Below are 25,529 nucleotides of genomic sequence, written 5' to 3' on the forward strand. Positions count from 1 at the left end.
CTATGAGTTACGGCGCGGTTTCCAGCGGACTAACCATTTTTCCAATAATGCGATAATCGCAAAAAGCACAAGACTAAGGAGCACAATAATCACAATAGCGACAAACATCCGATCCGTACGGTAAGCCGATTTTTGCAGAAGCATATAATAGCCGATCCCTTTATCCGCGCCAATCCATTCAGCGACCACGGCTCCCATAACCGCATAGGTAGCAGATATTTTCACACCGGAAAATAGTGCCGGGATAGAAGACGGAAGCTCCAGCTTGGTGAAGATTTGCCACTTGCTTGCGCCAGCCATTTTCATATAATTCATCATGACCTGATCACTTTGAGACAAGCCGCCCATTGCAGCGACAGCTACCGGGAAGAAGCATACCAGTGTAATCAGCACGATTTTGGGCAAAAGACCGAAGCCGAACCAGATGATTAGCAGCGGTCCGAGTGCGATAGAGGGAACATTTTGACTCAGAATAATGAGTGGATAAAAAGCCCGTTTGGCCCAAGGCAAAAGATGCAAAAGTAGAGCAACGATCAAGCCTACACCTGTACCAATGGGGAAACCGATTAATGTGAGCCGAAGCGTAGCCATCGTATGAGCCCAGAGACCTGAGGCATTACTGGTGGATTCGCGAGCAATGTCAGCAGGACTCGGCAGAATCCAGGATTCGATATGGAATAGAGAAACAGATAACTGCCATACGGTTAAAAAGAAGACGACCGCCACAAGGGGCGGCCATATTAGCTTCCAGGTCGATCTCACGGCCGATATTTCTCCGTCAATTTATCCATGCTGATTCCGTTAGGGTTATGGGCGATTTTGATTTGGGAGATCACGCTTGGACTACCTGCTTCGATCAGCGCCTCCTGCATTTGACGGACAACCTCCAGGAGCTCGCTCAGTTCACCTTCCATAGTAGTTTCCAGTGGATTCACCTGATGTTTAACACCGGATTTCTGAATAACTTCAATCGCTTTATCTACGTAGGGGATGGAGTCCTCATTGTTTGGAGTCTTAGGAATTACTTGAATGCTTAATAATGTATTAGCCACAATAATCAATCCTCTCAAATTGTATAGGTAAGTTCAAAAAGCCAACTTTGATAACGATGTAATTCAGGAAGCAGATTCGGCGTCGAATCTTGAACGAACTTGGGAAGTCCGGTCTACTCCGCCGGTAAAAAATCATTCGTGAATGCACTAGCTGCATCCAGCGGTTTGTCCAGCAGCTTCAAATCATACATCCAGTCGCCGTAATTCTGCCAGACCTCGGTTTTTTGCTCTCCCCAGCGTGGGGCGTCGTCCTTATATTTCGGGCTAAGCCATTTCTGGCTAGCTAGGACAAGCTCGGCATCAAGGTCAGGCACAGCCTTGGATAATGTAGCGGCAGCCTCTTCTGGATGATCAATCGCATATTGATAGCCCTTGGATGTGGCTTTCAGGAAAGCCTTCACCAAATCTGGATTCTCAGAAATCTGCTTCTCACTCGTGGTCAGCACAGGGGTGTAATAATCGAGCTGAGGCGCATAATCCTTCAAGTAAAGCATATCCAGAGGCTCACCACGCAGTTCGGCTTCAATACCAGTCCAAGCGTAGAAGATCCAAGCGAAATCAATGTCACGTTTGACTGCGGTAAAATAGTCAGCTTCACCAATACTGATTAGCTTCACCTTTTTCACATCGCCACCTACAGGGTCCATGATCGCCTTCATGGCTGCTTCTTCAGCAGGAGAGCCCCAACCGCCGTAGGTTTTACCCTCAAAATCTTTTGGTGATTTAATATTGCGGTCTACTGGAGCGGCGAAACCCGAAGTATTATGCTGAATAATGGCTGCAATCGAGACAAGGGGAACGCCTTGTAGACGGGCTAGAGTCAATCCTTCCTGAGCGCTGATCCCAAAAGCGGCTTCGCCAGAGGTAACCATAGTATCAGAACCCGCTGCGCCAGGTTGAACGATTTCTACATCCAGACCTTCTTCCGCGTAATAACCAAGATCCTTGGCTACGTATAGACCGGTGTGGTTCGTATTCGGTGTCCAATCCAGTGCAACCTTAACTTTGGTAAGCTCTTTCGGAGCATTTGATCCGGTCGCTGCATTCGAATCCGCAGCATTTCCTTTGTTTCCGGCTGTATTCCCATTGTTGCTGCCGCATCCGGCAATCGCAAGAATGAGCATACAGGTGAGGCTAAGCATAAGTGCTTTTTTGAGTTGCATGTCTTCTTCTCTCCTTTAAGGTTGCCAGATCCCGTCATCCAACATGAACCATAAAGTGTAGTATGTACATTTCTTCTACATCTTTTGTGATCTACACAAAAAAAGCGCCCCGAGTGATCGGGACGCTGGCTTGGCGCAAGGTTAGTAAAGGTCACAGGGACCAAAACCAATTGGCGATTCCTACGCTGGCATTATCCAGATCAGGTATAAGGGTCAGTATCTTGTGGGATACAATCTCAGCCGGCCAATTCCAGCACCCCTGGTTCTATGAAGTTAACGGGTATTTCCACGTGAAATATAAGTAAGTATAAGCTTTCATCTATACTTTATGTCTTATATTTCTCGCATACGGTGTATTATAGACGGCTGTTCTCGGAATGTCTAGTAGCACGTTCCTAGATTTTTCAAATTTATCTGTCTGATTTCATTAATCCAGATCTTTATGTTTCTTGCGATGACGCCGCTTAAGCTCAGTAACCAGAGCACCTAGCGTAAGGACAACACTGATCATTATCCCGCTCATAATCACGAAAAGAGCAAGAAACTCAAAGGGGGAATAGCTAACCATCTTACTCCATTGAATCTTTCCATCCAGATCGTCAATGACTTGATTCATGCCATAAATCCCACTTACCACCGTAAATACAGTGAGGATCATCAGCAGATTATCCCGGCGCTTCGATTGGAACTTATCTTGATACTGAAACAGGTCAGTCAAGGTTTCTTTTACTTCCTCGAACAGAGCGTCATTCCCGTATACTTTACGCAGCTGAAGAAAAATCTCCCGTCCTTGCGACTGTGAAATCAGCTCCAAGAAATAAAACTTTGCCGAGAATTTATTAATCGAGTAGATTAAATTGTCGATCTCATCATAATCGTGGTTTATGCGTAGTCGGGAATGCATATTTGCCAGCTTTAGCAGAACAATTTTGTGGAAAATATTGAGTAGAAATCCGTAATAATATTGCCCGTACATCTGGTTGGCCAGGCTAACGGCGATCTTTGGTTCAGCTCGGGTCAGACAGCAAAAGGTCTGCTCATTCATCATATAATACGAGTCTGGGCCCCATCGATTATAGGAATGCTCATGACAGTAGTTCGCAATATACGCTGGATCGCTGGCACTGGCATAGGGCTTCCCGTTCAGATCAATTCCATCAAGCTGAGAGGCGCGATAGCGCATATTTATACTAATCTCATCAGAATCTCCTTCACTCTGAAAGCCATAAAAGGCTTGCACCTGCATTCTTTCATCTACGAAAAAGGGAAGGGTCTCGAAATAAGCCCCATTGATATCCGAGTGATCCAGAAAAGGCTCCAGTCCATCCACCAGATTTCGGAAGACAAAATCCTCTACCATCTCATAGGTCTGTTCCCCGCAATGGATATAGGTGTAGTCATCCTGCACGAAGGTATTCTCAAGCGTCCGGAAGCGGTCCGCGAATTCCAGTGCAATACTAAAGGGAATCGAATCCCCCTCAAGCTGGACACGTATCGTCACAAATCCAAGCTGAAAAGGACATATGAATATATCCGTCGAGAGAATTTTAAAAAATATAGACTGCTGAGGAATCTCTAGAATACAGTCCAGATTATTGACTCTGGAAAAGCGGCGGAAAGAGTCTACATCCTTCTTGCGTGGAAAAAGAATATGTGCAGCAAACGGTAAATAGGTGCGCTCCATCCGTTCATGGGAAACACAGTGATCTTCTCCGTAATAGGCATTTTCTAACTCTTTATTATCCAGAAAAAAACGTGTGAAGCCATCATCCTGCAATTGTTGGATAAGCTTCTTAGAATCGCCCTTTTTTATTGAAAAGGGAAAAATAAACTGCATAAGCGCAGTATGTAATAAAGGCTCAGTTGAAAGCTTATCCATTCATCGTCCATCCTTGTGCTCAGAATATGCTTATAGATGACATTACCCTAAAAGGATTAGGTTGATACCATATTAACATTCTAAATACTGGAACTCTTTCTTTGCACTGCTTGTCTGGATTGGAATCTCCATGTGGCAATGCTCAGCAAGAACAAGAAGGCGGCAAAACCGGCAAGTAACCCAGCAGTTTGTGCCACTTTTAGATGGTCCATAGACCAGCCCATAAATAGGGGCAGCAGAGCTCCACCGACACCTCCAGCAGCGATCATTATGCTGGGTGTTGATTCTTCGGCTCCTGGTAGCATCTTGCTGGAGAAGACTAGAGCTATGGAGAAAATACCGGACATAAATAGCCCAAGTAGCATAATCACGATGAATGCAGCTAATCGATTATCTGTGAACGGAAAAAGAGCCAGCAGTAACAAGGTCAGTAAACAGCTACTTAAAATGTATACACGGTAAGAAATTCTCTCTGCAATCACTCCAGCAAACAATCTTCCCGTAGACATAGCTAGCCAAAAGAAAGTGACTGTCAGCGCCGCAGCAGATTCTGTCATCCCTAGCTTGGCGATAAAGATGGCGGGCATAAAGTTGACCAGACTCATCTCCGTACCTACATAGAGAAAGAAGAAAAGGATGAAGATGCCCAGCAGAATCCATTGTTTCCCTTTATACGGAAGCTGTGTGCTGGACTGCGAGGAATGTGCGGACACTGAGACTTTGCGAGGTGCTCGCTCGTCCAGTATGCGCTGTAGATTCCCAAAATGGCCTCTTCCCCAGAGAATGAGGGAAATGAATGAGAAGCCAGCGACAATTAGAAATGCCAATCTCCATGCTCCTGTAGCAATGAGCGGACTGGCGATAAGAGGCATCACGAGTGCGCCTATCCCAAATAGGACTTCTAATCGGCTCATCGCGATCGCGGTTCCTTCAATCACAGCTCCGATGATGATGGTGCCGATCACGGCTTCGATCATGCCGAAACCAAAGCCTGCTGCAACAGCGATGACATACATCCACTCCCAAGGGGGTAGAAAAGCATACGCAATCTCAGCAGTCAGGAGAAGAGCGGTGGCGATAATGATGCCTCCTCGTTTCCCAAAACGGCGATTGAGTAGGGGAGAGACAAGCACACCAGCCAAAAAACCAGCGAATTGACTAAAAATTAATTGCCCGCCGGCACTATAATTTTGGTCATAATGCTGTAGCAGAACGGGAAGAATAGATCCCAGCACTACATGAGCAAGGCCAATGACAAAGTAGGAAAGACAGCCAATCCAGATCAGTTTTTTCACGAAGTAAGCCCCTTATATTGAAAGTAGTTTATGGAGTAAGGTCGGATTCAATGTGAACCGGAAGGGTACATTATAATAAGCACCATTGTTATGATAAATCCAAACGGTGAGCTTGGATATATAAACTTTTGTTTACATGCTTGAAGGGAGAGATTTACGTAATGGATAACAAACAACTGGAACAACTCATTATTAGAGCATTGGATGACAACAAGTTCGGTTCCTTTGGTACGATCGAAGAAGGAAATAAGCCGAAAGTACGTTACATGGCCATTTTCCATGAGGGTTTGAAGATTTATTTAGCTACGAATCGCAAAACTCATAAGGTGGAGGAATTATCGAATAATCCGAATGCTTTTTTGCTGCTTGGATATGAGTCAGGCGGAAGCAAAGATGTGCTGGAGATTGAAGCCACCGTTGCCGTTTCTAAGGATGAAGGGCTGCGCACAAAGGTGTGGAACAAAGAGCTGGAGCCATGGTTTACTGGGCCTGATGACCCTAATTATGTGATTCTTGAACTTACTCCAACGCGTATTGAGTATGTTGGCAGTAATAAAGAGCACGGCGTGTGGACTCCCTAAACCAATTTAAAATCGATTCCGAAAGCCTTCCTATCCCCCACGGGTTTAGGAGGGCTTTTTTAAAAGATAAGTCCCTGAGTGACCTGTTAAAACATGTTATAATGACTTCAACTTTTTACGTAATTTCTCAGGGGAGGACTTAAAATACATGACCGTTACTCTGTTATATATTGAAGATGATCATGAAATCGGCAGCGTCGTGTCTGCGGATTTAAGTGATCGTGGCTATAGTGTACGTTGGCTGCGGAGCGGGGAGGGAGCGACGGAGGAAGCAGCGCCTTGTCATTTGGCTATTCTGGACGTTATGCTTCCGGGTTTGGATGGATTTACTGTCGGCCAACGCTTGAAGCGGGTGTACCCAAAGCTGCCGATTCTGATGCTCTCAGCCCGAACCTCGATTGATGACAAGCTGCAGGGCCTTGAGTTCGCGGACGATTATTTGACCAAGCCTTTTCATCCGGATGAATTGGCAGCCCGTATTGAGGTGCTGCTTAGACGGAATGGAGCAGCAGTGCAGGATTCACTCGCGCTTAAGCACTTAGTCGTCTATGAAGGGGATAACCGAGTGATAAATGCTCAGACACAGGAAGAAATCATGCTTACGGGTAAGCAGTTTCAGATTTTTTCTTATTTGCTGCGTCATCTTGGTCAGATTATGACGAAGGAGCAGATCTATGAAACGGTCTGGGGGGAGAGCTATATCGAAGGGGATAAAACGCTAATGGTACATATTCGGTATTTGCGCGAAAAGCTAGAACTTGATCCGGGCAATCCCGAAATTATAGAAACTGTCCGGGGGATCGGATATCGGGTAAGAGCATGAGGGGGTTAGGGCGCATTCGCAAGCAGCGTAACTCCTCTTTGCTATCGGGATATTTGCTTATTATTGTTTCTGCACTGCTTTTTATCCCTGTGGTCCTGCCGTTATCTTTTGTTCTCTACAATATGGTTAATGAAGTGACTAAAGGGGCTCCACCTGTAGACACCTCTCTGTATTCGAGTGTTGCAGCGCTGGAGACCATGTGGCATAAAGAGGCGCTTCAATTGGAAGATGCTTCTTCAGAAGGCATAAATGAGCGGCTATATGAACTGAGCCGGAAATACACTGAGGCTACTATGTTTTGGGTAGATGGGCAGGGAATGACCCAGTTGATTCTCACACCTGATGAAGGCAATCCGGACCATGGCAGCGGAGTTCCGGAGCAGTGGACGGCGGCTGAGGCTATTTTTTTTATGAAAGAAAGTACAAAGCGTGATCCTTTAGCCATCGTCGCCTTTATGGGAGACCGAGTGGATGCGGGTAAAGGCTTTATGGTAATGCAAATTCCAAACAAGCTGCTCAACAAAGGGGCTTATGGGGGAGTCGGGGCTTGGGCTTTGTATTACTTTGTGCTCTTTGTACTTTTTGGAGGGTTCGCACTGGTTTCTTTGCTGTTCTTTAGAAAAATACGCAAACGGCTGCTACAGCTACAAACGGCGATGACCATTACGGGTCCAGATAGAATGCCTAGACCTATAGCGACAGGCAAACTGGACGAGATTGGCCGATTGGAGGAAGCCTTTAATACGATGGTCGTAAAGCTTGACGAAAGTCGACGCAGGGAATTAGAAGAAGAGGAGCTGCGAAAGCGTTTAGTATCCAACCTATCTCATGATTTGCGTACGCCGCTTACAGTCATCCGCAGCCACATTCATGTAATGACTAAGGAGAGCTTAACTCCAAAAGGTCAACAGTCCCTACAGCTTATGGATGAGCGTATTGCGGATCTTAGCGTCTTGATCGAGAATCTTTTATCCTACAATTTACTGAGCAGCGGAAGGATTACCTTAAAGCCGGAACGTAAAGATGTCCTGCGTTTGTTGCGGGAAAGTGCCGCTGCTTGGTACCCCGTATGGGAAAAAGAGGGCTTCGAGATCGATATTGATCTCGAAGCTGAACCACTAATCTGGATGGTGGATGAGGTGTGGTTCCGCCGTATTCTTGATAATCTGTTTCAGAATATTGTACGTCATGCCAACAGCGGTCTTTATGTAGGGATTTCTACGGAGTCCCGTAATGGGCAACGCGTTATTTTGATAACGGATCACGGCAGAGGTATCCAGAGTCCATCCGATTACAAAGGGGCAGGATTAGGGCTGTCCATCGTGGATCTGTTAATGAAGCATATGGAGTTAGAGTGGGATATGGAGAGTACAGGAGATGGCACCTCTATTGTAATCTTCAATCCACGGGATGAAATTTAAACAAAACTTAAACTTCGTGCCGCCTTGTTCTTAACCTTGGGACGTTATGCTAATTACCGAGGTGAGGAACATGAAAGAAACAGTGATTGAAACGAAGGATTTATTAAAAAAATACCGTGGCCGGGCTGCGGTGGAAAATTTAAATTTGAACATCCGCAAGGGAGAAATCTATGGCTTTCTTGGCCCAAACGGGGCAGGGAAAACAACAACAATTCGTATGCTGCTTGGACTGATCACTCCAACATCAGGAGGGATTGAAGTATTCGGCCAGGATCTTCGCAAGCATAAACTGCAAATTTTGCGGAAGGTAGGGTCGCTTGTAGAGTCTCCATCCTATTACGGGCACTTAAGCGCTGTGGATAATCTTGAAGCCATCCGGCGTATTCTTGGTGCTCCGAAGTCACGGATTGCTGAGGTGCTTGATATTGTTTCCTTAACAGGGGAAGAGAAGCGCCCGGTTAAAGGCTTCTCCCTCGGGATGAAGCAGAGACTAGGTATCGCTGCTGCCTTGCTCGGGGAACCGGAGCTGCTTATTCTGGATGAGCCGACGAATGGACTTGACCCGTCTGGGATTCAGGAAATTCGCGGACTGATTAAACGATTGCCGCAGGAGCAAGGGATTACTGTCGTAGTATCCAGTCACTTGCTTAGTGAAATTGAGCAAATGGCGGATACCGTAGGGATCATTCGTCAAGGGCAAATGGTGTACCAAGATAGTATAACGAATCTGCAGCGGCAAGCCGGGGGAGAAATGCGTTTAGCAGTCTCGGACCCGGAGGCCGCGCTTCGTCTTGCTGAAGAACGGGGGTACGCAGGGCTACTTCAAGACCAAAAGCTAGTCTTCTCCCGGATGATCGATGCAAGAGTTGCCTTGCTAGTCAAAGCCTTGGTAGAGAATGGGCATGCTATTTATCGTGTAGAGGAGCGGAGACAATCACTTGAGGACTTCTTCCTGCAGGTTGTAGGAGGAGAGGAATCATGATGTGGCGGGCACTGTCGGCGGATTGGCTCAAAATCCGTGGCAAGGGACTCTGGTTTCTAGTGTTTCTTGGACCGCTTGGACTTGTAGCCATGCAAGGCTTGAACTTCGGCCTTCGTTATGATTATCTTCGCGAGCAGTATAGCGCGGATTTATGGGGTGGACTTCTGAACAATGTGGCTGCATTTGTGCCCATTGCTCTTTTTCTCGGAGGGACCTTAGTATGCTCGTTGATTGCAAATGTAGAACATCAGATGAGCTCGTGGAAGCAGCTCTTGGCGCTACCTATCTCACGTACTTCAGTATTTATGGCTAAGCTGGTGTTATGTTTGGTGCTAGTGGCGGTTTCTTGTTTGCTGCTTTCGGTGGGTACAGTTGGTTTAGGGCTTGTTTTGGGCTTCAAGGTAGAACTGATTCCTTATTTGGATGTGTTACGAATTGGTTTTATGTCCTATATCGCGGCGTTGCCGGTAATTGCCTTGCAGCTGTGGCTTTCTCTGGCTAACCGAAATCAGACATTGCCGGTCGCTCTGGGGATTACCTTATCTCTGGTATCTATCTTTTCTATGTTACTTTCAGAATGGGTTCCCTTAACATGGCCCTATATGGCTTGGGACTCTTCTCATCGTCTCTTATTTAGCGGCGCAGGGTTGCTGCTGGGGCTGCTGATTCTTTTGCCGGGTGCACTGCACTTCGCACGAAAGGATGTGGATTAACGATGAATTCATTTTGGAGAGTATTATCCTCAGAACGATTAAAAATGTCTAAATCATATGTCTGGCTTTTAGTTATAGGCAGTCCGATTTTAGCATTACTTCCCGGGGCATTGGCAGATAACGAAGGGGAGAAGATGAGTTGGGAACTGCTGTTAAATGTGATGTCCATGATGCATGCCTTGCTGTTTCTACCTGTACTCTCGGGTATTTTCGCCGCGCTGATCTGTCGTTATGAACATCATGACGGGGGCTGGAAGATGTTGCTGTCTCTGCCTGTGACTCGGTTATCAGTATACCTTTCAAAATATGTGATGATTATCGGATTGCTGGCTGCGGTCCAACTAACGTTCCTGGTGATGGTGCTGGGAATGGGTTTATTCCGAGATATTCCGGGTTCAATCCCTTGGTCGCTGCTACTTAGCTCGGTATTTGGCGGCTTTGTTGCCTGTCTGCCACTCGCTGCACTGCAGCTGGCTATCTCTCAAGGCTGGAGCAGTTTCGGCGCACCGCTGGCGCTTAATGTGAGTCTGACCATTCCTAATATGCTGATCGCCAATTCTTCAACCTATGGTCCTTATTATCCCTGGGTACAACCGATGTTGGCTATGATGCCGTATGGTGATGACACGTTTGGGGCTTTTAATTTACCGTTCGAAACGCTGATGATGGTAGTGGGCGGAAGCTTCATTGTCTTTTTTATGGCAGGACTGATCTCCTTTTATCGTAAAGCGGTCTGATATGCAACTCGGAGTGTACACACGCCTTCTCAATGGACATCCAGAGCTGGTTTTCATATAATTGAAGAAAACAATCAGCAAAGCTAACTGGCTGGTGGAGGAGGGCGATAGCATGGAGCCAACGGCATTAGAGGATTGCGATAATACATGCAAGGGTTCGGAGCTTGAACCGGAATCCATTGCATTGATCCTGCCTGACCGAGGAATAACGGATAAAATGGCAGAGATGTTCAAGGCGTTGGGTGATCCAACACGGGTGCGGCTCATTTACGCTTTGTCCCAGAAAGAATTATGTGTACACGATTTGTCTGTGATCCTTGATATGGGCCAATCTGCGATATCCCATCAGCTCCGTTATTTACGGAATTTACGAATTGTGAAGCGTCGTAAAGAAGGGAAGACGGTATTCTATTCGCTCAATGATGCGCATGTAGAACAGATCTTTCTGCAGACACATGAACATGTCCGTCATGAATAGCTAGGGAAGCAAAAAAAGAGGGAATTCCAACAGCCGTTTCAGGCGCTTGGGATTCCCTTTTCTTATTATGTCACAGTTGGTTTGCGATGAATATGCTCTTCTTAAAGGAATGGCGTCGATTAACCAGCTTGATTTAGGTTCTTCGTCAGGTTTGGTTTTCTAAAGGATAATACTAGCCAGACACATTGAGCAGCGAGCACCAGGAGAATGAGCAGATCGATTCCTATATACTCGCTTGTATTATCGTTACCAACAAACTGAATCAGATTATGTACAAAATGAAACAATATCAGCGGAACAATATTATTATTTTTCAGCATCAATAAAGAAAGCACAAAGCCGATCAGAAGAGCATATACGAGCTGTAGAAGGATTTGAGTGATGTCTGTACCAGATAAGGCATTAAGTAAGTGGGTAATAGAGAATAGAATACTTGAAGTAATTACTGCCGTTGTAGCACCCTTACTGAGCAAAGTCTTGAAAATCAATCCGCGGTAGATACTCTCTTCCACAAAAGCTACGAGCAGGGTGAAAAAGATAAAGAACAATACCTCAGACGTACTAATTTCACGGAAACCTTTAAAGGATATGGTGATCAGGATGACGACTAGAGGTGCATAATAGATCCAATTCCCAGAAGATATGGTGTTCAGAGGACGGAAGCCAAGATCACTCCATTTGTTCTTAACCGTGAAGTAGATGAGTAGTACAAGAGCAATTGGAATAAAGGAGATCAGTACTGGAGCGGTATACGATAGCTCTTTAAGCGTGGCGTAAGTCCCGGCGGCTGATACCGCTAAAAGTAACAACACCTCAATAATAACAACGGTCCAAACAGGGTGTTTCTGTGAAAAAGAAGACGTTTTGGCTAGCTTTGACATGGTCTACATTCATCCTTTCTTTATCTTTCAGTTGCCAATCCATCTAGAAAGTGATCATGCATAATTTTACATATTTTTGCGGAAAGGTCAATTTATTTAATTTTTATGGAAACGGAGAAAAATGGTGTATATCGCGTATTGACCTTCAAAAATAAAGGGAATATAATAGCAGTAAGATAACATATGAACAAGTGCTCATATATGGTTTTTATTTGAGGAGATGTGCCGTATGGATACGATGCAAGGAAAAGTAAAACGTCAGTGGGAATTAGAAGGCTTGGACTGCGCCAATTGCGCAATGAAAATTGAAGATAAAGTGAAGAAGATTGAAGGTGTATCGTCTTGCTCCGTTAATTTTGTTACGAAGACAATGACGATGGAAACCGCCGCAGGTTATGAGGAGTCAGCGATTGTTGAAGCAAAGAAAACGGTGAAAGCACTTGAGCCCCATGTAAATGTGAAAGAGAAGGTTTCGGGTAGTCGCAAGCCGCATAATAACAGTAGTCATCAACATGATCATAAACATGGACATGACCACGATCATCAGGCTGCAGACGGACATAAGCATGATGATGCGGATGGCCATAGCCATGGTCACAGTCACGAGCATGGGGAAGGCGATACCCGTAAGATTCTACTGCGGTTAGGTGGCGGTGGCATACTCGCTCTTGCCGGAATATTCTTACCGGTCGAGGGTGTAGTAGAACTACTGATTTTCTTAGCAGCCTATCTCATCGTGGGTAGTGAGGTCGTCTGGCAAGCAGTGAAGAACATTATCCGGGGTCAGGTGTTCGATGAGAATTTCTTGATGGCTCTCGCAACCATCGGTGCCTTTGCGATTGGTGAGTATCCAGAGGGTGTAGCGGTTATGCTTTTTTACCAAATCGGAGAACTGTTCCAAGGTCTGGCAGTAAACCGTTCACGCCGATCTATCACGGCACTTATGGATATCCGTCCTGAATTTGCTTACCTTAAGCTTGGAAATGATCTTAAACGAGTCTCCCCTGAGGAAGTGGCGATCGGTGATTTGATTGTTGTGAAACCGGGTGAAAAGGTACCTCTGGACGGAACGATCCTTGAGGGGAGCGCCATGATGGATACATCAGCACTTACCGGGGAATCTGTACCGCGTTCGGCTGGACCGGGAAGTACGGTATTAAGTGGGTTTATTAATCGGAACGGTGTTATTACTATGCAAGTCACGCAGACCTTTGGAGAATCAGCTGTATCTAAAATTCTGGAACTGGTGCAGAATGCTTCGAGCAACAAGGCGAAAACGGAGAACTTCATTACTAAATTTGCACGGGCTTACACACCTATAGTAGTGATCACAGCTGTACTGCTGGCTGTCGTTCCTCCGCTAGTGATTAGCGGGGCAACCTTTTCAGATTGGATTTACCGGGCGCTTGTATTTCTCGTAATCTCCTGTCCGTGTGCGCTTGTGGTCTCAATTCCACTCGGTTTCTTCGGAGGAATTGGTGCAGCTTCACGCAGTGGAATTCTAATCAAAGGAAGTAACTACCTTGAAGCATTAAATGATGTGAAAGTAGTTGTCTTTGATAAGACAGGAACGTTGACCAAGGGGCAGTTTAAGGTCACTGGAATTTATCCATCGGGTGGTAACTCTAAGGATGAATTGCTGCGAATAGCCGCTTATGCGGAGAGCCATTCGAATCACCCGATTGCCGAATCGATTCGGACGGCTTATGGAGAACAGATTTCTAAGGAAGCGATCTCCAATTACAATGAAATCTCTGGTCACGGAATTGAGGTTTCGATTGAAGGTAAGACGGTCCTTGCAGGTAACGCGCGTCTGATGGAGCGAGAGGGTATAGCTTATGAGGTGCCAGAGCAGAGTGGTACAGTAGTTCACATCGCAGTGGATCATCAGTATGGAGGATATCTGGTGATTGCTGATGAAGTGAAGGAGGACTCACTGCAGGCCATTCAGACGCTCAAAAAACTTGGCATCCGCAAGACGGTGATGCTTACTGGCGATGCTTCTTCCGTAGCTGAAGCTGTTGGGAAGCAGTTAGGTGTAGATGAGGTACACGCGGAGCTTTTACCGCAGCATAAGGTAGAGGCCATCGAGAAGCTGGATCGTGAAAAGTCACATCGTGAGAAAATTATTTTTGTCGGTGATGGAATTAATGATACCCCGGTACTGGCTAGAGCAGATGTGGGGATCGCAATGGGTGGACTGGGCTCGGATGCAGCGATTGAAGCGGCAGATATCGTTATTATGACTGATGAACCATCTAAGATTGCTGTAGCTATCGGAATTTCTAAGCGCACACGGATGATTGTATGGCAGAATATTATCTTTGCTTTAGGCGTTAAAGCTATATTTCTTGTCCTCGGTGCATTTGGGATCGCCACGATGTGGGAAGCCGTATTCTCAGACGTTGGGGTAACTGTGTTAGCTGTACTGAACAGTATTCGAGCATTAAAGGTTAAAGATCAAGGATAAAAAAATCGCTCTTTAGGGTATTGGTGTTACTTACTGATCCCAAAGAGCGATTTCTTTTGTTTAAAGGGGGTTGTCTTCCAAGTGCAGACTCTCAATACCTGCGCGTACAATGCTGCAGGAGGCGTCGAATTTCGCTGCTTCTTCAGTGTTTAGGTTAAGCTCGAGCAGTTCTTGAATGCCAGTACTGCCAATAATGGCAGGCACACCGGTACATACACCACTTTGCCCGTACTCTCCGTCCAGAATTGCAGATACGGCAATGATCTTGTGCTCATCATTCAGGATGGAGCGAGTAATGTAGGCCAGTGCGCTGCCAATACCGAAATGTGTAGAGCCTTTTTTGGTGAATATCTCCCAGCCCGCGTCTTTGGTCTTGCGGGAGATATCCTCCAGATCCAGATGCTGGAACCGCTCGCGATGCTGCTCCATAATTTGCAGGATAGGCTTGCCGCCAATCGTCACATGTGACCAAGCTACAAACTGGGATTCACCATGTTCTCCGAGCGCGTAGCCGTTAACGCTGCGCGGATCAATAGAGAATACATCGGACAGTAGTGTCTTTAGGCGTGAGGAGTCAATGGAGGTTCCCGTACCAATAATTCTGTGGCGGGGCAGCCCTGATATTTTCCATACCATATAAGTGACAATATCGACTGGATTAGCGGCGACTACGAATATTCCATCGAATCCCCCAGCCATGATGTTGGTGATAATTTCTCTAGTAATTACCGCAGAGGCTTCCAGAACATCCAATCTTGTCTGTCCCGCCGTTGGATTGGCGCCGGCAGTCAGGATAACTACATCCATTCCTGCACAGTCGCTATGGGTTCCGGCATACACCTTTGTGCGTGTGTTGGTGAAATCCATGCAGTGCGAGAGATCAAGTGCTTGTGCCATAGCACGGTCATAGGTGCGGTCGATCATCATGATCTCATCACAAATCGCCTGATTGACCATGGAGTAGGCGCAGCTGGAACCGACCATTCCGGCACCGACGATGGCGACTTTTCTCGATTTACTTTTCAATTGCCTTGACCTCACTCTCTATCGTTAGATATGCATATATTTTAACGTATCCCTCCGCAAGTTACCTAACATCGGACACAGAAAAAATGATTTTTTTTACTCCAAGGCGTTCAATAGTAAAAAGCCATCTCAATCATATGGATTGAAATGGCTTCTTGGAATAACAATATATACTTATGACTTTAGGGATTGTGTCTCCGAGGAAGTCATTACCTTATAACGTTTGTACATAAAGAATCTCCAGTGAACAATCATCCCGAAGGCCAAGATGAAGAACAATCCGCCGGACTGTGGGATAGAAACATAACTATTAATAAATTCATGAAGTAAGGTGCGGACTAGAAGAAGTCCGAGCAGGATGAAAGCAAAGCTCTTAGAACGCTGAGCATAGATTTGTCCATCCCGTTGTTCGAAGTTTGTACTGCGTATTAGAGGATACGCGAAGATGAACCAGCCGATCAGAAAGGCGAGCGCTGCCCACCATAAAGGAAACCTAACTTCAGGTACAACGAACATGGCAAAGCCGGTCGACATACCTAGAGGCGGAATCCATATTTTTCGAATGGTAACCGGACGAGCGCTAGCTTTAAGACGAATAAAAATAACCATTAGCGCCATGAGCAAGGTCCCTATAGTGGAGCCGATATGTAGGAGTGAGGGGTTAATGCTACTCATGATTCACGACCTCTCTATGATTTGAGTCACTTGTATCTTCATTATAACAGAAAAACGATGGCAGAACATTGAAGTGTAGCCGCTGTACGGAGGTAGTAACTCCATGAAAAGCACTGCAAACTACTTTAAGTAGAAAGGAGCCGAAAACACCAAATAGCAGATCAAGGCTAAACCGCCTAGACCTGCTATTTTTTAGCATAAATATTCATTTAGGGAAGTAGCCCGATAATATTAGTTCGGTCTAGCTTATGAACGGCTACGTCCGCTTGTTGAGCGAAGAATAAGGCTGACGATAAAGATCAGAACAACGGCCCCGATCAATGAAGGGAAGAAGTAGAAATCACTTACTTTAGGTCCCCAGCTTCCCAGAAGCACGCCGCCGAGCCATGAACCGATAATACCTGCGATAATGTTACCAATAACCCCGCCTGGAATATCTCTGCCCATAATCAGACCCGCTAACCAACCAATAATCCCACCAACAATTAACATCCATAAAAAACTCATGTTACTTCAACTCCTTCGTTTTGTTGTTTTCGATGTCTACTATTAACCTTGCCAATCATGTTTAAACCACTTGTAAAAACTTACTTCTACCGGAATTGTTAGGAAGTGGGCTCAAAATTCAACTCGATAATGTATTACAACTATAAACATGCTATAGTGAAAAAATATTATGAAATACTGAGTAAGATGCTATCAGTAAAGGGTAATTAAGAAGTAAATACACTTTATACAAACAAAGGAGTCGCTACTATGGAACGGCCTAATGAGGTATTGTTTTATGTGGGAACGTATAACCCTGAGGGTGAGGAAGCTATTCTATTATGCTCGCTTAGTCCTTCATCAGGGGAAATGAAGATTCTTGAGGGTACAAAGGGCATTGAGAATCCATCGTTTTTAGCAGTAAACAGCACAGGAAGCGTGCTCTATGCGGTTAGTGAGAAGGATGAGGGCGAGGTCTATGCTTTTGCTATTGATCCTGTTACTAAAGCGCTGAGTCCACTTGGAAGTCGTCCTACGGAAGGCGGCGCTCCTTGTTATGTCTCCATCAGTCCTAAGCAAGATTACATATTTGTCTCTAATTATTCCGGTGGCAACGCCAACGTATTTCCTGTAAATGAGGATGGCTCGCTTCAGGTTATGTCTGACCAAGTGAAGCATGTAGGTTCAGGAATTCGTGAAGACCGTCAGGAGGCTCCGCATCCACACTCTGTCATTCCAGAAGGAAGCGGAAAGCTTATACTGGTTTGCGATTTGGGACTGGATCAAATCCTGATTTACCGCCTTGAAGAAGGTAAGCTGTCTAAGCATCGGGAGATTAATCTCCCGCCTGGTTCAGGCCCCCGCCATCTGGCGGTACACCCTTCAGGACAATGGATTTACCTGGCGAATGAACTAAACTGTACAGTAACGGTATTTGCTAATGATGAGCAGAATGGGAACCTTAGCATTTTACAGCATGTTAGCACGCTTCCAGAGCAATACATTGCGGGTAGTGATGATACAGCTTCCGATATTCATGTATCGCCATGTGGTAAATTCTTGTATGTCTCGAACCGGGGACAAGACAGCATTGCCTTGTTCCATATTGACGGTTCAACAGGTCTTCTTGAAGCAGTAGATTGGCAGGTTACAGGCGGACGTACTCCGCGTAATTTCGCCATCATTGGCGGCAAGCTGCTCGCTGCGAATCAAAATAGCGACATTATTACTTCGTTCTCTATCGATAGTGACAGTGGCAGATTAATTCCTACAGGGAATGAGCTGAAGATAAAGACACCAGTCTGTATTCAAGCCTTGTAGGCTGGGAATAGGTTATTGTATGTTTCAATATTAGGGGCTATTCCCCGTAATCCATCAAAATAAAAGGCCTTCCAATCAGCTCTACATGTGCTGAGGGGAAGGCCTTATTGGTATGATGGCAAGATACCTTAAAACGTGTTTCGAATTCCTAAATCGTAGAAGCCAATGTCATCTAGCATGATTTTATCTCCCTCAGCTTCAAGGTAGAAGGTGATTTCCGTCAGGTTCTCAGGTTCTAGCTCGGGTTCTTCCTCTTGAAACTGTTCGAAAGGCATCTCATAGGTTTGAAAAACAGCTTCGGATAGATCACCGTATTTCCCATCATTAATCCGTTCTTCAAGCCATGGGAATAACGTGAACTGAGTTTGCGGCAGTGGAAGAATATCCATTACCTCACTTAGCGGCAAGCGTGCTGAGGTATCATTTTTGTCGGTTAATTCCACCTCTACATTCGGAGGTAGCGGAATATTTAATTCATCCTTGATATCACCATTGAGGTTTGCTAAGGAGAACGTAAGACCGTCTGCGTCTGAAAGGGCCATTTCAGTAACAACACTGTCTTTAAGCTTAATGTTGTAATAGGCGTCCTCGTCTTTTTTGGATGTCCGTTCAAGAACGACACCATAGGTGGCTTTACTCTTAGATTCACGATCCTTCGCGAGCTCTTCCGACCAGGATAATCCGGAAGCTTCTGCTGTTCCAAGATCAACGGTATTCTTGTTGCGATCCTCGTCAAATGTGGCTACTGGCCGATATCCGCCATCCTGGAATCGACTGTAGTAAGTAGTATCCGGTAGCCATTTCAGTCCGCTGCGGTAATCCCGGAACAAGCTCTGGTATTCGTCTTTTCCGTGTAAGGTAGTCTCCAGAAAGGCTGATACATAGACTTTTGCGATTTGCCGCTGTTTATCTGCTTCCATAATTTGCGCTCGATTTAAAAAGAGTCCAGCAGGTAATGTCTGATCATAGGCACCCCAATCGCTGTTGAACTGACTGTGATTGGCGTCCGCAATATACAGCGAGCTTTTGAAAGCGGAGGACCCTTGGGAATAGGAAGTACGTATATACTGTCGATCACCATAGAAATCATGTACATCCCCATCGCGAGCCCCTTGCAGAGTCAAATAGTTAACATCCTTGAGACGGGCTTGCTGATCGTCTATCGCTTTGTCCGTTGGGGCAAGGGCGACTACAGAGGTTATATTAAAACGATCTACTGCCTTCATAACGGGATCATTTTTGAACCAGCGATCGGCATCTGCAGCCATAGCAACAGCTTGTCCACCGCGGCTATGACCGAGCAGGGCGGTTTTTGTGAAATCTATTTTCTCATAAAAAGGATTGCCCGGTTGTTCTGAGAAATCTGCAAGCTGTTCCAGATGTTTCAGAATGATCCAGGTTCGTACTTTAAAATCATTGTCCGGAATACCAGACCAAGCCGAATAGTTGAGGAAATTCTCATCCAGGGAAATTGCGATAAACCCTCGACTGGCCAAGAGTTCGCCGAGATAAGCATACCCTCCATCAGAGTAATCTTCCATCATGTGATTTCCGTGCACCATCAACACTACCGGATAGGGACCTTCGCCCTCAGGCATCCATACACGACCATTAAGTGGAAGTGCATTATAATCGAATCCCCAGAATAAAGTGCGCAGTTTTGACCAATTCTTAATATAAGCAGAAGCATCTACTGTAGAAGAGATCACATTTGCATCCTTGCCGTATTCCGTTCGGTGCAGATCCTTACCGCTGGCATAGGTGAAGGACTGATAAGCTTGATTGCCAGGTTGTGCCGGATCGGAGGCAGTCAGTGGAATTACATCCGAATCACTGATATCAATAGGCTCCAAAGTAGGAAGTTCCTGCACTCCGTTTGCCAGAGCCAGTTGGGAAAAAGTTACCGTAATGGTAAGCAGAAGTCCCAGTGTTACTCTTTTGCTGCGCAGCAGACCGATAGCCAAACCGCCTAACGCACCTAGTAGTGACAGAAGGACAGCAATGAGTGCCGCTGCTTCAATCTCAAAATCAGCGTAATATAAGATTAGTAGAATAGCTCCAAAATCGCTCAATACACAGCCTGCGAATAATCGCGGGATGCGAAGTCCGGTCAACGCGATCAGTACGGCTATGATATTGCTGGCAATGGCCAGCAGAATGGTGCTCGTACCTGCAGCAAGTGCAATATCTGTGGGCACCCCTAACCCAGTAGGTATGCCTAATACAGCAGTCGTGAAAGCCAAAAAGCAAACGATCCAAAGACCAGCGATTGCTGTCCTCCAGACCGTTGTATCATAACGGTAAGTTCCCCTAACTCTTCGTTTAATTTCTTGAGTCATTCGCCTGTGAAGCCGTGGTCTTATCGGCGCAGGGACGTACTCTAAATCCATACCCATGATTCTCACTCCCGACATTAAGCGGTAATTTTCTCTAGACCATAAGCTGTAGCAATAATATTACTTTATAGCATCAATAACAAGTGGATCTTACAGGAACCCACACCATTGCCTGTATAGCGTGGGACTCAAAAGATTCCTTTGTCATTGGTTGGAAAAAAAGGTTTGACACAGTTAAAGGGTTTCAGTATTATATCCTTATAACCAACTAAGTAGATAGGAATAATCATAGAAAGTTCTTACCGTACAGACGGAGGAACGCTCGCATTAGGCTCGCAGACACGTGTCATAGGACCGGTTTGACCTGCCATACGTGGGCTTTCCTCCGTTCTTTTTGTTACCTGCAAGCATAAACGCCTCGACCTCTTAATAAGGACGATAAGCGTTTAAGCGAGAAATATAAGGAAAATGTATAACGTGAAACTTATACTTTCTTATATTTTAAGAATGAAATGATGGCAAGAAAAACATGGGGGAGTGGAAATGATGAAGAGAAAAATGAACAAAGGGCTTCTTGTAGGATTTACCTTGTTGCTGACGGCAGGACTTACTGCGGCTTGCGGCGGCAATAACAATAGCGGAAATAGTGCTAGTTCGGCAACGAACTCACCAGCATCAACCAATACAGCGGAGGCTACGAATGCTGCAGAAGCTACAAAGGCGCCATCCAAAGATCCGGTAGAACTGCTCAACGTCTCCTATGATCCTACTCGTGAGCTATATGAGAACTATAATAAGGCTTTTGCAGCTTACTGGGAAAAAGAAACGGGACAGAAGGTCACAATTAAGCAATCTCACGGTGGATCAGGTAAACAAAGCCGTGCAGTGCTTGATGGTCTGGAAGCGGATGTGGTCACACTGGCCCTTGGATATGATATTGACGCATTGCAGGAAAAGGGTCTTATCAATGAAGGCTGGCAAAGTAAATTCGATCATAACAGTTCACCTTATACCTCAACAATCGTGTTCTTAGTACGCAAAGGGAATCCGAAAGGAATCAAAGATTGGCCGGATCTGCTCAAGGAAGGCGTAGAAGTGATTACACCGAATCCGAAAACATCAGGTGGTGCGCGTTGGAACTACTTGGCGGCGTGGGGTTATGCGTTAGACCACAACAATAACGATGAAGCTAAGGCTGAGGAATTTGTAAAAGAACTGTTCAAACATGTTCCAGTGCTGGATACGGGGGCGCGCGGTTCGACGACCACTTTTGTAGAGCGTGGAATTGGCGATGTGCTGATTGCTTGGGAGAATGAAGCTTATCTTTCTGTAGAAGAGCTCGGTCCGGATAAATTCGATATCGTAAATCCATCTGAGAGTATTCTGGCTGAACCGCCGGTAGCAATAGTAGATAAGGTTGTGGATAAAAGAAATACCCGTGAGGTGTCCGAGGCTTACTTGAAGTATCTCTATACGGAGGAAGGACAAAAAATCGCGGCTGAGAACTACTACCGTCCAACGCTAGAAAGCGTGAAAGAACAATATAAAGATAAGTTCCCGGAAATTAAGCTATTCACACTGGCTGATAAATTTGGAACTTGGAAAGAAACACAAGAGAAGCATTTTAACGATGGCGGGATCTTTGACAAGATCTATGTGCCGGGTGCTAAATAACAGATTAATAAAATGGGATTATTACTTTGCTTTTAGAGATTTGTCCCTAGTAAGGGGCTGATCGGCTAACCTGCCGAAGGCGAGAAAGGATGAATAGGGGATGAATGTCACCGCAACTACTACAGCTGCACCGGCGACAACTCGGAGAAAGATACTGCCCGGTTTTGGAATAACGATGGGGTACAGCGTACTTTACCTGAGTCTTGTAGTACTCTTGCCGCTATCAGCGCTACTGTTCAATTCTACTGGGCTGAGCTGGGCGAAATTCTGGGATGTAGCTACCGATCCGCGCGTATTGGCTTCGTATCGTGTCAGCCTATCTACGGCAGCGGCTGCTGCTTTTGTCGATGCTATTCTAGGTCTTTTGCTGGCATGGGTACTGGTACGATATGAATTTCCGGGCAAAAGAATATTTGATGCGCTGATCGATCTTCCGTTTGCTTTACCGACAGCTGTAGCTGGTGTCTCCTTGACGGCTCTTTATGCGACAAACGGCTGGATCGGAGCGTGGCTTGAGCCGCTGGGATTAAAGGTGGCATTTACCCCGCTTGGCATTACCCTTGCTTTAATGTTCATCGGGATACCGTTCGTCGTGCGAACGGTACAGCCGGTGCTAGAGGATTTGGATCGGGATATGGAGGAAGCCTCAGCAACCCTTGGTGCAGGCCGCTGGAGAACCTTTCGTTCAGTGGTATTGCCAGAGTTGTTCCCTCCGCTGTTAACAGGCTTTGCTTTGGCATTTGCCCGTGGTATTGGTGAATTTGGCTCTGTCGTATTCATCTCCGGTAATATGCCGATGAGGACGGAGATTGCTCCGTTGCTTATTATGTCTAAACTGGAGCAGTATGATTACGCTGGTGCTACTGCCGTAGCATTGCTGCTACTGCTCATTTCCTTCTTAATGCTGTTAGTCATCAATACGCTCCAGCGTTGGGTGCGTAAGACTTCTCGGTAGGTCTTTAGGTTTTGACTCTCTATATTGCAAGTATTTAATTTGGAAGTTTTGTTTTGCTGAGCGATTCTTAGCGAAGCTATAACCGAACAGGTAAATGACGACTTTATTTTACGAAGCATACTTGCTTCCGTAAAATGCGGAATCCCAAGGGAAATTGAGGATTCGCAGAGTGAATTTTCTTTTAGAGGAGCGATAGCGATCTCGAAGTTTTGAACCAGATAACTGGTAAGAAAGGAACGGAGAGGAATATTGGAACTGTAGAAGCGTTAGCGTTCGCCTTTATCCTCGGATTTCTACCGCGGACAGCGGTTCAAATCAGGAAATCTGAGGATAACAGCGATCGGAAGTCCAATATTCCTTGGAAGTGACCCATTACCAGTAATCTTGTTTGAACGATTCCAGCCGCCCGATAACTCCAAAATTCACTCAAAGACGCTTCATATTTCCCGTTGTTCGGCATTTTTCAAAAGCTAATCATGCTTTCGTAAAACCCTTTAAAGGAGGAATAACTTGTGGCAGGCACCGTCCCACTCCAAGCCCCCCGGCTGCAGAAGAATACGTCCTCGCCAGCGACAACGGAAACCCAGGCTGTAAAATGGGTTTTGATCGGAGCTGCTGGACTAGTCCTTTTTTGGCTGATTGCTCTGCCCTTGGTTGTCGTGCTGACAGAGGCGTTGAAAAAAGGCTGGGACGTATATATAGCTGCTCTAACTGATCCAGATGCTCGTTCCGCACTGAGGCTGACGCTTCTTGTTGCGGCGATCACTGTACCATTGAACACCATCTTTGGTGTAGCAGCTGCGTGGGCAGTAACCAAGTTTCGTTTTCGCGGCAAAGGGTTTCTCATTACCTTGATTGATCTCCCCTTTGCAGTATCGCCGGTCATCGGCGGTCTGATCTTTGTGCTCGTCTTCGGCGCCAACGGTTGGTTTGGCCCTTGGCTAAGCGCCCATGATATCAAGATCGTATTTGCGCTTCCCGGGATCGTGTTGGCCACACTGTTTGTTACATTTCCTTTTGTGGCGCGTGAATTGATTCCACTGATGGAGGATCAAGGGACACAGGAGGAAGAGGCAGCGATTACCCTCGGAGCACATGGTTGGCAAATCTTTTTCAGAGTCACGCTTCCTAATATTAAATGGGGTTTATTATACGGCATTATTTTGTGTAATGCGCGGGCCATGGGCGAGTTCGGTGCAGTCTCTGTAGTGTCCGGGCATATACGCGGGGAGACGAATACACTGCCACTGCACGTTGAGATTTTGTACAATGAATATCAATTTTCAGCATCTTTTGCAGTAGCATCACTGCTCCTCTTGTTGGCTTTGGTGACGATGATTATTAAAAGCTGGTTATCACGAAAAAATGCCCATTGACAGTACTTTTGGTTCCGTGCTAAGTTAATTCATAGTATACTGGTTGGTAATAACGGAATTGTGAAAATTAGGCGGATATAATCCTTTGGATGGGGAAAGGGAGGCTAGAGAATGGCTAAACCGCTGAAAGTGGATGATTTATGGCTTACGCGGATTGCAGGGCTTCTGGATGATATGGAGTTTGGCTCCTTGCACATCGTAGTGCATGAAGGTCAGATTGTTCAGATGGAGCGTACGGAACGCAAACGTTTTGAGAATGGCAATGGCAACGCAAATGGGCGTTACATTGGTGAGGGCGGAACCCGGCGAGCTGATTCCCAATCGGCAGGACGTTGATACAATCTCGGGCAATCATACAGGTATATATTATCTTACTGGATTAAAATTATGGAGTTGCCTCAGCAGCCTTGAAAGCCTGCTGAGGCAACTCCTCTGTTTTTTGATACGAAGCATCGATCGGACTCAGAAGACCCTAAACGCAGTTTTTTGCACATTTGGCATGCTAACGGCCCCTATAGTCGCTATCGCATAAAAAACATCAAACAGGTATCTCTTTTACCAAAAGACAGAGCAGCGATTCATCCGAACATGGAGAAACGACTGCTCTGTTATCTTTTTCACACGCAAGCGACCGACGATATCTGCCCCTTTTAATAGCGGGGGGCTTGGCGTGAGGCGGACACACCCTCCATCAGCAGTACGAGCGCAGTGACGCCGTGCATAATCCAGCCTAGGATAGGGATGAACGCTAAAATCGAGGTGATAATGCCTAGCACGTTTCCCACAATGGGTTTCCGCTCTCTTTGCAGTATAACGATGGCTACTGCGTGGAGCAAAAAAGCAATGGCAAGTGGAACCCAACCATTAGCGATGATAAAGAGTCCACCAATCAACGGCAGAGCCAGAAAGGCTTCATACAGGCACGTACCCCATTTAAACAGCTTTGCTACAGGAGACATTATGCTTCACCAACCTTTTTAGAATATTGTTATAGATACTATTCCACACAGTTAGTAATAGGATTCAAGAATTTGATTGTCCCAAGTCCTGTGAATAGCGCAGTGAATTTTGATAATGGACGGCATTTTCATATTCATATATAGTGTGAGTTAGATATTTCCAAAAGGATGGTAAGGAGATGTAATCACCCGATGAGGATACAAACTTTCCTATTAGGTGATTTTCAATTTATAAAGGAATCACCAA

25 protein-coding genes and 1 riboswitch are annotated in these 25,529 nt (G+C 45.8%); of the genes, 14 read left to right on the forward strand and 11 right to left on the reverse strand.

From position 1 onward, the window contains the following. From R50345_RS01965 to R50345_RS01985, 5 genes are all read right to left on the reverse strand, one after another. On the reverse strand, positions 1–762 hold the full coding sequence (locus tag R50345_RS01965) for an ABC transporter permease (RefSeq protein WP_042123637.1): 762 nt from the start codon (positions 760–762) through the stop codon (positions 1–3). Further along, a complete protein-coding gene (locus R50345_RS01970) occupies positions 759–1,052 on the reverse strand; it encodes a thiamine-binding protein (RefSeq protein ID WP_036682688.1) in 294 nt (97 codons plus the stop codon). Before R50345_RS01970 ends, R50345_RS01965 begins: the two co-directional genes overlap by 4 nt. Before the next feature lie 113 nt (positions 1,053–1,165). Continuing rightward, positions 1,166–2,215, reverse strand: a complete 1,050-nt coding sequence (locus R50345_RS01975) for an ABC transporter substrate-binding protein (RefSeq protein ID WP_042123640.1) — start codon at positions 2,213–2,215, stop codon at positions 1,166–1,168. Positions 2,216–2,375: 160 nt separating this feature from the next. After that, positions 2,376–2,486: riboswitch (TPP riboswitch) on the reverse strand. 156 nt (positions 2,487–2,642) lie between these two features. After that, positions 2,643–4,094, reverse strand: a complete 1,452-nt coding sequence (locus R50345_RS01980) for a hypothetical protein (RefSeq protein WP_042123643.1) — start codon at positions 4,092–4,094, stop codon at positions 2,643–2,645. 80 nt (positions 4,095–4,174) lie between these two features. Continuing rightward, entirely contained in the window at positions 4,175–5,389 is a 1,215-nt protein-coding gene (locus R50345_RS01985) for an MFS transporter (RefSeq protein ID WP_042123645.1), read from the reverse strand. 161 nt (positions 5,390–5,550) lie between these two features. Here R50345_RS01985 and R50345_RS01990 point away from each other — a divergent pair, with 161 nt between their 5' ends. The 7 genes from R50345_RS01990 to R50345_RS02020 all read left to right on the forward strand — a co-directional run bounded on the left by R50345_RS01990 (position 5,551) and on the right by R50345_RS02020 (position 11,124). After that, on the forward strand, positions 5,551–5,970 hold the full coding sequence (locus R50345_RS01990) for a pyridoxamine 5'-phosphate oxidase family protein (RefSeq protein WP_042123646.1): 420 nt from the start codon (positions 5,551–5,553) through the stop codon (positions 5,968–5,970). Positions 5,971–6,118: 148 nt separating this feature from the next. Beyond that, positions 6,119–6,793 carry a response regulator transcription factor gene (locus R50345_RS01995; protein ID WP_042123648.1) on the forward strand — a complete coding sequence of 225 codons (675 nt, stop codon included), beginning with the start codon at positions 6,119–6,121 and terminating at the stop codon, positions 6,791–6,793. Next, entirely contained in the window at positions 6,790–8,214 is a 1,425-nt protein-coding gene (locus R50345_RS02000; RefSeq protein WP_042123650.1) for a HAMP domain-containing sensor histidine kinase, read from the forward strand. The genes R50345_RS01995 and R50345_RS02000 overlap by 4 nt, the downstream gene beginning before the upstream one ends. Positions 8,215–8,284: 70 nt before the next feature. Next, positions 8,285–9,196 carry an ABC transporter ATP-binding protein gene (locus tag R50345_RS02005; protein ID WP_042123652.1) on the forward strand — a complete coding sequence of 304 codons (912 nt, stop codon included), beginning with the start codon at positions 8,285–8,287 and terminating at the stop codon, positions 9,194–9,196. Then, a complete protein-coding gene (locus R50345_RS02010) occupies positions 9,193–9,909 on the forward strand; it encodes an ABC transporter permease (protein WP_042123654.1) in 717 nt (238 codons plus the stop codon). Before R50345_RS02005 ends, R50345_RS02010 begins: the two co-directional genes overlap by 4 nt. Positions 9,910–9,911: 2 nt before the next feature. Then, positions 9,912–10,646: an ABC transporter permease gene (locus tag R50345_RS02015; RefSeq protein ID WP_042123656.1), complete on the forward strand. Its 735-nt coding sequence runs from the start codon at positions 9,912–9,914 to the stop codon at positions 10,644–10,646. Positions 10,647–10,758: 112 nt separating this feature from the next. Then, positions 10,759–11,124 carry an ArsR/SmtB family transcription factor gene (locus R50345_RS02020; protein WP_042123658.1) on the forward strand — a complete coding sequence of 122 codons (366 nt, stop codon included), beginning with the start codon at positions 10,759–10,761 and terminating at the stop codon, positions 11,122–11,124. A gap of 119 nt (positions 11,125–11,243) precedes the next feature. Here R50345_RS02020 and R50345_RS02025 read toward each other — a convergent pair whose 3' ends face one another. After that, a complete protein-coding gene (locus R50345_RS02025) occupies positions 11,244–12,005 on the reverse strand; it encodes a CPBP family intramembrane glutamic endopeptidase (RefSeq protein ID WP_042123660.1) in 762 nt (253 codons plus the stop codon). A gap of 229 nt (positions 12,006–12,234) precedes the next feature. Between R50345_RS02025 and R50345_RS02030 the strand changes: the two genes are divergently transcribed. Beyond that, positions 12,235–14,475 carry a heavy metal translocating P-type ATPase gene (locus R50345_RS02030; protein WP_042123662.1) on the forward strand — a complete coding sequence of 747 codons (2,241 nt, stop codon included), beginning with the start codon at positions 12,235–12,237 and terminating at the stop codon, positions 14,473–14,475. A gap of 60 nt (positions 14,476–14,535) precedes the next feature. On the opposite strand, the gene R50345_RS02035 is transcribed toward R50345_RS02030, so the two are convergent. The 3 genes from R50345_RS02035 to R50345_RS02045 form a co-directional block, all read right to left on the reverse strand. Further along, positions 14,536–15,501, reverse strand: a complete 966-nt coding sequence (locus R50345_RS02035) for an L-lactate dehydrogenase (RefSeq protein WP_042123664.1) — start codon at positions 15,499–15,501, stop codon at positions 14,536–14,538. 174 nt (positions 15,502–15,675) lie between these two features. Next, on the reverse strand, positions 15,676–16,176 hold the full coding sequence (locus R50345_RS02040) for a CcdC family protein (protein WP_042123667.1): 501 nt from the start codon (positions 16,174–16,176) through the stop codon (positions 15,676–15,678). 246 nt (positions 16,177–16,422) lie between these two features. Beyond that, on the reverse strand, positions 16,423–16,683 hold the full coding sequence (locus tag R50345_RS02045) for a GlsB/YeaQ/YmgE family stress response membrane protein (RefSeq protein ID WP_042123669.1): 261 nt from the start codon (positions 16,681–16,683) through the stop codon (positions 16,423–16,425). A 249-nt stretch (positions 16,684–16,932) separates the two neighbouring features. Here R50345_RS02045 and R50345_RS02050 point away from each other — a divergent pair, with 249 nt between their 5' ends. Continuing rightward, the gene (locus R50345_RS02050) at positions 16,933–17,982 is read left to right on the forward strand and encodes a lactonase family protein (protein WP_042123671.1); all 1,050 of its coding nucleotides are present in this window, start codon (positions 16,933–16,935) and stop codon (positions 17,980–17,982) included. A 128-nt stretch (positions 17,983–18,110) separates the two neighbouring features. On the opposite strand, the gene R50345_RS02055 is transcribed toward R50345_RS02050, so the two are convergent. Continuing rightward, entirely contained in the window at positions 18,111–20,378 is a 2,268-nt protein-coding gene (locus tag R50345_RS02055; protein WP_042123673.1) for an alpha/beta hydrolase family protein, read from the reverse strand. Between the two features lie 486 nt (positions 20,379–20,864). On the opposite strand from R50345_RS02055, the gene R50345_RS02060 reads away from it, so the two are divergent. From R50345_RS02060 to R50345_RS02075, 5 genes are all read left to right on the forward strand, one after another. Continuing rightward, complete coding sequence (locus R50345_RS02060; RefSeq protein ID WP_042131798.1) at positions 20,865–21,992, forward strand: sulfate ABC transporter substrate-binding protein; 1,128 nt, start codon at positions 20,865–20,867, stop codon at positions 21,990–21,992. Between the two features lie 100 nt (positions 21,993–22,092). Next, positions 22,093–22,947 carry a sulfate ABC transporter permease subunit CysT gene (gene cysT, locus R50345_RS02065; protein ID WP_042123674.1) on the forward strand — a complete coding sequence of 285 codons (855 nt, stop codon included), beginning with the start codon at positions 22,093–22,095 and terminating at the stop codon, positions 22,945–22,947. A 209-nt stretch (positions 22,948–23,156) separates the two neighbouring features. Further along, the gene (locus R50345_RS31555; RefSeq protein WP_197069733.1) at positions 23,157–23,315 is read left to right on the forward strand and encodes a hypothetical protein; all 159 of its coding nucleotides are present in this window, start codon (positions 23,157–23,159) and stop codon (positions 23,313–23,315) included. A 144-nt stretch (positions 23,316–23,459) separates the two neighbouring features. Beyond that, positions 23,460–24,323, forward strand: a complete 864-nt coding sequence (gene cysW, locus R50345_RS02070) for a sulfate ABC transporter permease subunit CysW (RefSeq protein ID WP_042123676.1) — start codon at positions 23,460–23,462, stop codon at positions 24,321–24,323. Positions 24,324–24,434: 111 nt separating this feature from the next. Beyond that, a complete protein-coding gene (locus R50345_RS02075; RefSeq protein ID WP_042123679.1) occupies positions 24,435–24,659 on the forward strand; it encodes a YezD family protein in 225 nt (74 codons plus the stop codon). 314 nt (positions 24,660–24,973) lie between these two features. Here the strand turns inward: R50345_RS02075 and R50345_RS02080 are convergent, their stop codons facing one another. Beyond that, positions 24,974–25,282: a hypothetical protein gene (locus R50345_RS02080; protein WP_042123682.1), complete on the reverse strand. Its 309-nt coding sequence runs from the start codon at positions 25,280–25,282 to the stop codon at positions 24,974–24,976. Positions 25,283–25,529 lie beyond the last annotated feature (247 nt).

The sequence above is a fragment of the Paenibacillus sp. FSL R5-0345 genome (assembly GCF_000758585.1).
Classification (GTDB): domain Bacteria; phylum Bacillota; class Bacilli; order Paenibacillales; family Paenibacillaceae; genus Paenibacillus_AQ.